The sequence below is a fragment of the Arthrobacter sp. LFS091 genome (genome assembly GCF_047977885.1).
Taxonomy (GTDB): domain Bacteria; phylum Actinomycetota; class Actinomycetes; order Actinomycetales; family Micrococcaceae; genus Arthrobacter.
Genome location: NZ_JBFPFP010000002.1, coordinates 61,123 through 73,473 on the forward strand (window position 1 = coordinate 61,123; position 12,351 = coordinate 73,473).

The following is a 12,351-nucleotide window of genomic DNA, read 5'->3' on the forward strand; positions in this document are numbered from 1 at the left end:
GTCCACAGGGCCATACAGGGCTCCCTAATGAAAGTTAGAGCGGATGCACCAACACCATTGGAAATTACTGGCGGGAACGGCCTTGTCGGCAGGGTTGCTTGCAGCCCCGTTGACGGCTGTCCCGGCCATGGCGGCGGACGATCCCGCCACGCCGGCGGGCACCTCGCCGGTGGTCATCAACGAGGCCTATCTAAGCGGCGGAAGCAGCGGCGCCGCCTTCAAGAACAAATTCGTGGAGCTCTACAACTCCTCCGACGCGCCCGTCAGCTTGGCTGGCTGGTCCTTGCAATACCGGTCGGGCACCGCCACCGCAGCACCGACGGGAATCACTCCGTTGACAGGGAGCATCCCGGCCAAGGGCTACTTCCTGGTCCAAGGGGCCAGCAACAGCGCCTCCTCTACGGCGCCGGCCCTCCCCACGCCGGATGTTCAGGCTTCCGGAACCCTGAACCCGAGCGGAACCACCGGGACACTGGTCCTGGCGAAACAGAGCACCGCCGTGTCCCCACTTCCCGCGGGTTCAGTGACGGCCAACGCCGCCATCGCCGATCTCCTGGGTTACGGAACGTCCAACACTTTTGAGACTGCGCCTGCAACGGCTCCCGCCAGTAATTCAGACGTCAAGAGCCTCAACCGGACCAACGGCGTTGACACCGATTCCAATGCCGCTGATTTCACCCTCAGCGCCACCATCACCCCCACGCCTTCGGCTGGCACCACGCCGCCCACCGATCCTGGGCCGCAACCGGGTATCAAGACCATCGCGGAAATACAAGGCACCGGCACGGCCAGCCCGTTAGTCGGCAGCACGGTAACCACCCGCGGCAAGGTCACCGCCGTTTACGCCACCGGCGGGTTCAACGGCTACTACGTCCAGACCCCCGGCACCGGCGGCGACGCCGCAGGGGCGGCCAGGACGGCGTCGGACGCTCTGTTCGTCTATTCACCCACGACGGCGGCCACGGTCCAGCCGGGCGACTACCTGGAACTCACCGGCGCGGTCAGCGAATTTGCCAACCAAACACAGATCACAGTGGAAGCCGCGGGGCTGAAGAAGCTCGCCGAAGCGGCACCCGAGGTCAAGGCCACGCCGTTCGCGTTGCCGGCGAACGAGGCCGCCCGCGAGAGCCTCGAAGGGATGCTTGTCTCGCCTCAGGGTGACTTCACGGTTACGGACAACTACTCCCTGAACCAGTACGGCGAGATTGGCCTTGCCGCCGGTAAGTCGCCGTTGGTCCAGCCGACGGCGGTGGCTGCTTATGGCTCCCCCGAGTATGCCGCCGTGGTGGCAGATAACGCCCTGCGCGGCATCAAGCTCGACGACGGCGCGTCCACCAACTTCCTCAAGGACGCCGCCACTAAGGCCCAGCAATTGCCCTACCTGACCCCTTCGGACCCCGTACGTGTCGGTTCGCCCGCCACGTTCAAGACCGATGTCATCCTGGGGTACGGGAACAATTCGTGGAGGTTCCAGCCGCTGACGGCGCTGAGCCCCGCAAACGCCGCGTCCGTCCAGCCTGCAACCTTCACCTCCACCCGCCCCGAAGGTCCTGCAGACGTGGGTGGCAGTCTAAAGCTGGCCTCCTTCAATGTGCTGAACTACTTCCCCACCACGGGTGACCAACTCACTGGCTGTGTTTTCTACACCGACCGCGACGGCAACCCGATCACCGTCAAGGATGGCTGCAACGCCCGCGGCGCTGCCAACGCAGAGAACTTCGAGCGCCAGCAGGCCAAGATCGTTGCCGCGATCACCAAATCGGGCGCCGACGTCGTGTCCCTCGAGGAGATCGAGAACTCGGCCCAGTTCGGCAAGAACCGCGACGACGCCCTGTCCAAGCTCGTGGAGTCCCTTAACGTCAAGACTCCCGGCGTGTGGGATTACGTGCGCACACCAGCGAACGCTCCCCCGCTGAGCGATGAAGACATGATCCGCACCGCATTCATCTACAAAAAGGCCGCGGCCGAACCTGTCGGCGAGTCCATCATCCACAACGACACCGTGGCTTTCGCCAGCGCCCGTAAGCCACTGGCTCAGGTGTTCAAGCCGGTTGGCGGCAGCGATGACAAGAAATTCATCGCGATCGTGAACCACTTCAAGTCCAAGGGCTCCGCAGCGACCCCGGACGATACCGACAAGGGCCAGGGCGCCTCCAACGTTGCCCGCACCAAGCAGGCCGAATCCCTGCTGGCTTTCTCCAAGGACCTCCAGGCCTCCAAGGGCACTGACAAGGTCTTCCTGATCGGTGACTTCAACGCCTACTCCAAGGAGGACCCCATCAACGTCCTCACCGGCGCAGGGTACACCGACCTTGAGGTCGGCACCGGAAAGCACTCCTACCTGTTCGGCGGCATGGTGGGCTCCCTCGACCACATCCTGGCGTCCCCGGCAGCCCACAAGGTTGTCACGGGAACCGACATCTGGAACATCAACTCCGTGGAGTCAGTGGCGCTGGAATACAGCCGGTATAACAACAATGTGACCAACTACTATGCCCCGGACGAGTTCCGGGCCAGCGACCACGATCCCGTGGTCGTGGGCCTTAACCTGACTCCGGACGCGCCGGCCACCGTTGACCTGCAATTCCTGGGCATCAACGACTTCCACGGCCGGATCGACGCCAACACGGTGCTCTTTGCCGGAACGGTTGAGAAGCTCCGTGCAACAGCAGCGCCCGGCGCGACTGCCTTCATTTCCGCAGGCGACAACATCGGCGCTTCCCTCTTCGCATCCTCGGTTGCGAAGGACCAGCCCACCATCGACGTCCTGAACGCACTTGAGCTGCAGGCCTCTGCTGTGGGCAACCACGAGTTCGACGGCGGCTGGTCAGACCTGCGCAACCGCGTCATCGCCGGAGGCAACAACGCAAAGTTCGCCTACCTGGGCGCCAACGTTTACCAGAAGGGCACCACCACCCCGGTCCTGCCGGAGTACAAGGTCCTGGACATGAACGGCATGAAGGTAGCGGTCATCGGTACGGTCACCCAGGAAGTTCCTTCCCTGGTAACCCCCGCGGGGATCACCGATCTTGAGTTCGGCGACCCCGTGGACGCCATCAACCGGGTGGCTGCGAAGATCAAGGCCGAAAAGCTGGCGGACCTGATCATCGTCGAAAACCATGACGGCGCCGCCTCCGGTACCCCCGAGGGCGCCACCTTGGAGCAGGAAGTTGCCGCGGGCGGCCCGTTCGCCAAGCTCGTCAACGAAACCACCCCTGACGTAGCTGCCATCTACACCGGGCACACCCACAAGGAGTACGCCTGGGACGCGCCCGTATTGGACGCCAACGGCCAACCCACCGGCAAGACCCGCCCGATCGTGCAGACCGGCAACTACGGAGAGAACGTGGGCAGCGTAACGCTCACCGTGGATACGGCAACCAAGTCCGTCACCGCCTACAAGGCCGCAGTCGTGGACCGTACCACCGAAACCGCGGAAAGCCTCGTCGCGGCCTACCCGCGGGCGGCCGCAGTGAAAACCATCGTGGATAAGGCCCTGGCCCAGGCTGCTGAAATCGGCAACCAGGCCGTAGGTGCCGTGACCGCCGATATCACCACAGCATTCACCCCGGACCCTGCCGGAGGCGCCCCCAAGCGGGACGACCGCGCCAGCGAATCCACGCTGGGCAACCTGGTAGCGGACTCCCTGGTGGACACGCTCAAGGCGCCCGAACTCGGCGCGGCTGAAATCGGCGTCGTCAACCCCGGCGGCCTGCGCAACGAGCTGTACTACGCGCCGGACGGCACCATCACCTACGCCGAGGCCAACGCGGTCCTGCCGTTCGTGAACAACCTGTGGACCACGTCCCTGACGGGTGCACAGTTCAAAACGCTCCTGGAGCAGCAGTGGCAGACCAACCCGGACGGTACCGTACCAAGCCGCCCGTACCAGCAGCTGGGGGTGTCCAAGAACGTCAACTACACCTACGATGCTGCCCGTCCTGCGGGTGACCGGATTACCGGCATCTGGGTCAATGGCGCTGTGATCGACTCGGCAAAGCAGTACAGGATCGGTACCTTCAGCTTCCTGGCAACCGGCGGTGACAACTTCCGGGTCTTCAAGGAGGGCAGCAACACGAAGGACACCGGCCTGGTGGACCGTGACGCCTGGATCAAGTACCTTCAGGCGCACAACCCCGTCTCGCCGGACTTCGCGCGCCGCTCAGTTGCTGTGGCAAACTCCACCGCTGCCGAGGTCAAGGCCGGCGAGTCCGTGACGTTGACGGTTTCCAAGCTGAACCTGACCTCCATTGGCAGCCCGGCGAACACCTCCCTGAAGGCTGTCTTCGTTGATGCCAAGGGCGCCTCCGTGGCTCTTGGAAATGTTCCGGTGACCGCAGGAGCGGCCACTGTCAACGTGAAGGTTCCCGCCACGGCGGCCGCAGGTACCGGGACCTTGGTGCTCACCGCCGTCGAGTCCGGAACGGTAGTGAAGGCCCTGGTCAAGGTGGCCGCAAGCGGCCCCAACCCGCCGCAGTGCACCCCGCCCACCAAGCCGTCCAAGTGGTACGACATTGTGGGATGGCTGCGGTACGGCATCGAATGGTTGCAGTACCAGAAATGCCTGAGGGGCTAAGCGCCCCGTAGCATGCCCCAAGAGACAGGCCCCTCACGATTGGTTCGTGAGGGGCCTGTCTTGTGGTTACTTGTTTGCCGGCTCCGGGTCCTGGACCCTGGCAGCATCGCTGCGCAGCTCGGCCTGGAAAGCGGCGTACCGGGCCAGGTGGGCCGGACGGCGTCGGAGTACCGCCCAAGCGACCCCCAAAATCACGAACCACAGGGGCGTGGCCAGCAACGCTGCGAGGGTGTCCGGCTGGGTGGTCAGCGCCCACAGCACGAAGGCAAAGAAGGCGAACACCACCCACACCATGGCCACTCCACCTGGCATCTTGAACGCCGAAGACTCGTGAAGGTGGGGACGGCGCTTCCGGAAGGCCAGGTAGCTGGCCAGGATGATCGACCACACGAAGACGAAGCAGACGGCAGACACGGTGGTCACCATGTCGAACGCCTTACCGACGTCCTGGCCGGCGTACATGAGCACGACGCCGGACAGCAACAGGACGCAGGACAGGAACAGTGCGTTGCGGGGTACTTTGCGTCCGGAGAGCGCGCCGAAGACCTTGGGGGCATCGCCTTCCTGGGCCAGGCCGAACACCATGCGGGACGTGGAGTAGATCCCGGAGTTGGCTGAGGACATGGCGGAGGTGAGGACCACCAGGTTGACGATCGTGGCTGCTGCGCCCAGGCCGGCCAGTGAGAACATGGCAATGAACGGGCTGTGACCGGCAGCGAACTGGGTCCACGGGGTGACGGACATGAGGATGATCAGCGCGCCCACGTAGAAGAGGAGCACGCGGATGGGAATCGAGTTGATGGCCTTGGGCAGGTTCTTTTCCGGGTCCTTGGCCTCGGCCGCAGTAGTGCCCACCAGTTCGATGCCTACGAAAGCGAAGACCGCGATCTGGAATCCGGCGACGAAGCCCATGAATTCGTTCGGGAAGAATCCTCCATGGCTCCAAAGGTTGGTGAAGCTGGCGGGTCCGGCGTCGGACTGGAAGCCACTGAAGATCATGAAGAGGCCAACAATAATCAGGGCCGCGATGGCGACGATCTTGATGAGGGCGAACCAGAACTCGGTCTCGCCGAATGCCTTCACCGTTGCCAGGTTCAGCAGCAGGAGGATGCCGATGGTAATGAGCCCCGGCACCCAGAGGGGCAGGGAAGGCCACAGCTCCTGCGAATAGCCTGCGATTGCGATGACGTCCGCGATCCCCGTGATGACCCAGCAGAACCAGTAGGTCCAGCCGGTGAAGAAGCCGGCCCAGGGGCCCAGGAGGTCAGCTGCGAAGTCGCTGAAGGACTTGTAGTTCAGGTTGCTCAGCAGCAGTTCGCCCATGGCACGCATGACGAAGAACAGCATGAAGCCGATGATCATGTAGACGAAGATGACGGACGGGCCGGCGGCTGAGATGGTTTTGCCGGAGCCCATGAAAAGGCCTGTTCCGATTGCTCCGCCGATGGCGATGAGCTGGATGTGGCGGTTGCTGAGCTGGCGCTCAAGATGCGGTGAATCGGTACCGGTTGAGGGTGGGCGCTGAATCGTCAAAGGAACTCCATCGTTCAGGCGGCACTGGGTGCCACAAGATTCGGGTTCCTCCCCGCTCTGTAGATGGACCTGAGAGTTTCCGCAGGCGTGGGCCTGCTTGCACCTTCGGTGAGCCCGGCGTTCCGGACTGCTTTCCAGAGTTGCCTCGCCGCGGCGGTACATGGGCCTGAGAGATTCCTGGGGAGGGTTTGCTCCTACGGCGCCTGTGGTGATGTACCGGCAGGGCTCTCCCGCCGCGGATCAAAAGCGCGCACCACCAGTTCGGTGATGCAGCTCACACACTAACGAAGGCCGGGCGGCACTGCAACCCTGGGTCCTCAGCGGGCCAGAATGCTACGCGCAATCTCGTCGGCGTCCCGCAGGGTCCGCTGTCCGCTGGCATAGGCCTGCCCGGTTCGGGGCCGGGCCTCCGCCGCGATGGCCGTGCCCCACTGTGAGGCGGACAACTGTAGGCCCAGCACGTATAGGTTTTCGGTGACCGCCCCGTTCGCCGCCAAGGGCCGGTAGGGATGTGGCACGACGTCCAAACCCGTGGTCTGCATCGGGGTACCTTCGACGCTCATCATGATCTTGGTTCGGACCAACCCGTCAGCCATGAGCTGCTCCAGCAGCGGTGACATATTGATGCCCACCCTGTTGGCAGGCGACATCGCCTCGATCAGGGTCCGGGCTTCCACCGGCGCGTCGCGCACCCACGGCGAAACCGCACGGAACAGTTTCGCGCTCCGGTCCACACTGAACTTCGGGTCCGGGCCAACAAAACTTACGACGCCGGCCCGCGCCAGTGCGGCCAGCTGCTCCGAACGCAGCGCGGGTGCCCCACTGGCCAGCCCCTCTACGAAGGACTCAAACCAGCCGCGAAGCCCTGCCAACCAGGATTCGTCGGTGATGCCGCCATCGGCCACCACCGATTTCAGGATTGCCCGACCGGTGTGGAGTGCTCCGATGGCCATCTTCACAGGGTCCGATTCGCCCAAAGCCGATCGGCGCGCGTCATCATCAAGGTATGCCGTGATGGCCGCGTCCAGCTCCCGCCTGGACGCAAAAGTACGCCCTGCCAGCGGCGCGGCTAGCCCGCGAAGATTCAGCCGACGGGACGCGACGACGTGCTTTTCCACGAGATCGCCCACGTCGTTCTCCCACTTCGCTGTGGTGTGCGCGTGCGGTTGGAGTGCGTCCTCGAGGTCCGCCAGGAACTGCGCGGGGTCCTTGATCGCAGTGGGTTGTGAGCGGGCCAGCGTTGAGTAATACGCCCACAGCGCATCACGGTGCAGCAGCGGCCAAAGATCGTGGTCGAAACCGGGCTGGATTCCGGCCGCGCGAAACCGGTCCACGGCGTCTTCGGTCAGGTAGCGCATGGTGATGCTGCTGGGGTAGTAACCCGCCAGCCCCGCCTTGGCCCGGTAAGGGGTGCCCCGCCGGGAGGCAGCAATAATCCTGGGTTCCCGGCCCGATGCCCGATACTCCAACACCCCTGCCCCCGGAGAACCGGCCTCGACGAACTTCCCGCCGCGGCCCTCCGTCAGCTGTCCCATGACGTCGAAGAAGTTCAATCCCATTCCGCGGATCAGCACCGGCTCGTTATCCGGCACCGCCTCCCAGTCAACGTCGGCGGGTGGCGCCGGCGGAAAATAGAGCAGTCCTTGCTCCTCCGCCGCGCTCTTGAAAGACCTTTGCTCGGGATTCAGCCGGGACTCGATATGACCTAACGCGAGGACCACGGAGCCGACGGTGAGGGTGGCACCGTTGGCGAGTTCGACGTCGAACGCGTTTTTTGTTCCGTCCTTCACCGGTCGCGCCGCGACGGCGGAGGTCTCATGGAACGTGACCTTGACGCCGTCGGGCAGCCGCTCGAGCAAGCCATCCAGGGTCTGGCGCAAGTACCGCCCATACAGGGCACGGCTGGGGAAGTCATGCGATTCGAGGGTGGCAAGCTCCGCCTTTTCGGCGTCGTCCAGTCCCAAGCCATCACGACGCCGGGCCTCGCGCCACTTGTCGAACGAACCACCGGCCAGCGGAGGAGCGAGCTCAGGGTCCTCCGGGATGAGCGTCGGATAAAACGACTGGGTGTTCATCAGGTAGAGCCGGGACTGCCCCGGCTGCCACACGTGGCCCGAACCCGCGGGGAAAGGATCCACCACGTCGATGTGCAGGGTGGCCCCCGACGCGCGCACAGCATGACCCCCGGCAGCCCAATTCGCGAGCAACCGCTCAAGGACGCTGGTGCCCCGGGGGCCAGCCCCCAGCAGGGCAACACGGTTGGTTTCGGATTTAGCCACGCTCAAGCCTAACTTCTGCGTGACTTGCTTACTGTTGAAAAGTGTTGCTTGGATGGGGCAATGACCACCACAGAAGCTGATCAGACGCCACTTCCCGGGAACGAGGCTGCGCCAGGCCGTCCCCGCCACGCCGCTGAGGTTGCGCCTGAACCCACGGATGAAAACATCTGGCTCGAAGACATCCATGGCGAAGAGCAGCTTGCATGGGTCCGGGAACAGAACGCGCGAACCGAAGAATTGCTTGAGGACGCTGAATACTCCGCCGTCGAAGCCGGAATCCTTGAGGTCCTGGACTCAACGGACCGCATTGCCATGGTCTCCAAGCGCGGCGGGTTCTACTACAACTTCTGGAAAGACCAGGAACACCCCAAGGGTCTCTGGCGCCGCACCACATGGGATAGCTACCTCACCGACGCTCCTGAATGGGACGTCCTCCTGGACGTTGATGCGCTGGCTGCAGCGGAGGGCGTCGAATGGGTCTTCCATGGGGCCGGTTTCCTCCGCCCTGCGGACGGAAACGAGTACCGGCTGGCCATGGTGTCGCTGTCCCCGGACGGCGGCGACGCGGACCGCCACCGCGAGTTCGACGTCGAATCGCGCACCTTCGTTGAGGGCGGCTTCGACCTCCCCACCGCCAAGGGCAACGTCAGCTGGCTCGATGCCGACACCCTGCTGGTGTCCAGCACCGCCGACGGGCTCCCTGCCACGACCTCCTCTTACGCCCGGACCGGTGTCAAGCTTCGACGCGGCCAGGCCCTGGCCGATGCTGAACAGCTCTTCGAAATCCCCGAGGACCACATGCTGGCCATGGTGAGCCACGATTCCACCCCCGGCTTTGAGCGGACCTTTGCCGTTGACTACATCGACTTCTACAACCGCAGCACGTGGGTGCTGCGGGACGGATCCTGGGTGGCCATCGATGTACCAACCGACGTGAACATCAGCGCCCACCGCGACTGGCTGCTGTTCCGCCCCCAGAAGGACTGGGACGTTGATGGCACTGTTTACCCGGCAGGGTCCTTGCTCGGGGCTGCCTTCGAGGACTACCTGGCGGGCACACGTTCCTTGACGGTGCTGTTTGCGCCGGACGAGCACACATCCCTGCAATCCTGGAGCTGGACGCGGGACTACCTCCTGCTGAACCTCCTCCGCGATGTCTCCTCGGAGATCCGGGTGTTGAATCCGTCAGCCCTCGACTCCCATGGAGCCTGGGCTTCAACGCCGCTGGACGCCTGCCCTCCGCTGCACGACGTGAACGCCTACGCCGTGGACGACGAAGACCCAGGCTCCGCCGGCAACGACTTCTGGCTCGTGGCCACCGGTTTCACCACGCCCACCACCCTGACCCGTGGAACGCTCTCCCCTGCCTCGTCCCAAGGCGAGGACGGCGGCGTGGTGAGCGAGCACTCGGTAGTGAAGCGGTCGCCGTCGTTCTTCAACGAATCGGACTATGAAGTCCAGCAACACTTCGCCGTCTCGGCGGACGGAACCAAGGTCCCCTACTTCCAGGTCGCCTCCAAGGACCTGGTCCTGGACGGCCAGAACCCCACCCAGCTCTCCGGCTACGGCGGGTTCGAGATTTCCCGTACACCCGCATACAGCGGCACGATTGGGCGGGCCTGGTTGGAACGGCGGACGCTTGGAGCCCCCTCCGACGACGGCACTGCCGCGCACTCGCGTGGCGGCGTGTACGTAGTGGCCAACATCCGTGGCGGCGGCGAATACGGACCCTCCTGGCACCGCGCCGCGCTCCAGGAGAACCGGCACCGCGCCTATGAGGACTTCGCCGCGGTCGCGAAAGACCTCATCTCCCGCGGCGTCACCAGTCGACGCCGGCTGGGCTGCGTAGGTGGTTCCAACGGTGGGCTGCTGGTGGGAAACATGCTCACCCAGTATCCAGAACTGTTCGGCGCTGTTTCCTGCGGCGTTCCGCTCCTGGACATGCGCCGCTACACCAAGCTGTCCGCCGGCTACTCCTGGATTGCCGAGTATGGCGACCCCGACGTGCCTGGACAGTGGGAGTTCATCCGCACGTTCTCGCCGTATCACCTCCTCCACGACGGCGTGGAATATCCCGAAACCTTCATCTGGACTGCCACGTCCGACGATCGGGTGGGACCCGTCCAAGCCCGCAAGATGGCCGCCCGCATGCAGGCCATGGGTATCCCGAACGTCTGGTTCCACGAGGCCTTGGAGGGCGGCCACGCGGGAGCATCGGACAACCGGCAGGCTGCCGCGCTGCAGGCACGGAGCAACCATTTCCTGTGGCGTTCGCTGGCCGGGAGCAACTGACCAACAACTGGTTTTGCGCTGGAGTGCAGGTTCTGCGTATCCTTGGTGGGCTAGCAATAGCAAAGGGAGACGTGCCAGAGCGGCCGAATGGGCTTCACTGCTAATGAAGTGTGGGGCACAACTCCACCGGGGGTTCAAATCCCCCCGTCTCCGCGAATTGGTCCCGGTTTTCGAACCGGGACCTTTTGCGTTTAACCCCGCTTCGCTCCCCCACTCACTTCGGCGCCCGCGTGCCGGTGCAAGGCCAGGCTGTCCACCGTGCTGATCAGCATCAGGACGGCCATGGCAATGAACGCCCCCTTATATGCCGCTACCTGGTCACCGCCCAGGAGATGCGTCGCTTCGAACAGCCGCAGGAACAAAGCTCCCACCGCGATGCCGGCCGCGGCAGCCAACTGAACCAGCGTCGCGGAGATCGCGTTGGCCGAGGGCAGCTGTTCCGGGACGATGTCCGCGTACTGCACCGAGGCGTACGCCGAGAATCCGATGGAGCGGAAAGCTCCGCTGAAGAGCAGCAAAGCGAAGATCACGGGCTCGGGAGTTTGGGCATCCAGGAACGCGCACAACGCAAACGTTACGGCGGAAGCGAACGAAGCGAAGACGAGCACCGGCTTGAACCCGAAGCGCCTGATCAAGGGCGTGGTGGCCGGCTTGATTCCGATGTTGCCAACGAAAACGGCGGCGACCATCACACCGGCTTTGAGGGGGTCCCAGCCAAAGCCATCCTGGAACATCAGCGGCAGCAGAAACGGCACCGAACTGATGGTCAGCCGGTAAATGAAACCGCCCGTGGAGGTCGCCCTGAACGTCCTGGTCCGGAACACTCCGAGGTTGAACAGGGGAACGTCGGCTTTCCGCATCCACCAGACAGCACCCGCGAGTGACAGCAGCCCTGCGGCGACCACCATGACGGCGATCGCGTTGGATGCGTGGCCGCCCAATGTTTCCAAACCCACCACCAAGGCACCCACACCCAGGGTGGTCAGCAGGAGCCCAAACCAGTCAAGGCGGCGCTTGGAGTCGAACTGGGTCCGGGGCACCAGCCTGAGCGCAGCAATGAACGCCGCCAGGCCAAGGGGCACATTGATGATGAAGATCCAGTGCCAGGACAGGAAGGTAGTGAGCGCGCCACCGACCATCGGAGCCAGTACAGGGGCGAGCAGTCCGGGCCACACCAAATAGGCGGTGGCCCGGAGGAGCTCGGATTTGGGAGTCCCGCGCAACACCACCAGGGTGCCAACGGGCACCATCATGGCCCCGCCCATGCCCTGGGCCACCCTGCTGAGGGTAAGCATGGACAGGTCTGTGCTCACGGCGCACAGCAGGGAGGCGACGGTGAACACCGAGATGGCGAGGCAGAAGATCCGGCGGGCACCGAACCGTTCAGCCAGCCAACTGCTGAGCGGGATTCCCATCGCAACCGTCACCAGGTATGCGGTCATGGTGATGTTGATGTCGGCCGGTGCCACGCGGAAATCGGAGGCGATGCTGGGGATTGCTGTGGTGAGGATGGTGCCGTCGAGGAACTCCATGAAGAACGTTGCAGCCACCAACAGGGCCAGGCGCGGCCGCCAGCTGGTTTCGCTGGAGGTGTCGACTTCTGTGTTGCTGGGGTTTGTGCTCATGGCTCCGGTCCAGGATCTGGCTGTGGGCCCGTGACAGGCCGCTGGC

The 12,351-nt window shown here is 64.1% G+C and carries 5 protein-coding genes, 1 tRNA gene and 1 riboswitch; of the genes, 3 read left to right on the plus strand and 3 right to left on the minus strand.

Annotation, left to right across the window (positions count from 1 at the left end; all coding sequences use genetic code 11):
- Positions 1–43: 43 nt before the first annotated feature.
- A complete protein-coding gene (locus ACNQOP_RS03095) occupies positions 44–4,576 on the plus strand; it encodes an ExeM/NucH family extracellular endonuclease (protein WP_416403292.1) in 4,533 nt (1,510 codons plus the stop codon).
- A 66-nt stretch (positions 4,577–4,642) separates the two neighbouring features.
- Here ACNQOP_RS03095 and cycA read toward each other — a convergent pair whose 3' ends face one another.
- Positions 4,643–6,109, minus strand: coding sequence for a D-serine/D-alanine/glycine transporter (gene cycA / locus ACNQOP_RS03100; protein ID WP_257370375.1), 1,467 nt, complete (start codon positions 6,107–6,109; stop codon positions 4,643–4,645).
- Between the two features lie 144 nt (positions 6,110–6,253).
- Positions 6,254–6,352, minus strand: a riboswitch (glycine riboswitch).
- A 74-nt stretch (positions 6,353–6,426) separates the two neighbouring features.
- Positions 6,427–8,388, minus strand: a complete 1,962-nt coding sequence (locus ACNQOP_RS03105; protein WP_257370376.1) for an FAD/NAD(P)-binding protein — start codon at positions 8,386–8,388, stop codon at positions 6,427–6,429.
- Between the two features lie 60 nt (positions 8,389–8,448).
- On the opposite strand from ACNQOP_RS03105, the gene ACNQOP_RS03110 reads away from it, so the two are divergent.
- Both ACNQOP_RS03110 and ACNQOP_RS03115 read left to right on the plus strand, forming a co-directional pair.
- The gene (locus ACNQOP_RS03110; RefSeq protein WP_416403293.1) at positions 8,449–10,680 is read left to right on the plus strand and encodes a prolyl oligopeptidase family serine peptidase; all 2,232 of its coding nucleotides are present in this window, start codon (positions 8,449–8,451) and stop codon (positions 10,678–10,680) included.
- Positions 10,681–10,745: 65 nt separating this feature from the next.
- A tRNA-Ser gene (locus tag ACNQOP_RS03115) sits at positions 10,746–10,833 on the plus strand.
- A 38-nt stretch (positions 10,834–10,871) separates the two neighbouring features.
- Here ACNQOP_RS03115 and ACNQOP_RS03120 read toward each other — a convergent pair.
- Entirely contained in the window at positions 10,872–12,305 is a 1,434-nt protein-coding gene (locus ACNQOP_RS03120; protein ID WP_416403294.1) for an MFS transporter, read from the minus strand.
- Positions 12,306–12,351: the final 46 nt, after the last annotated feature.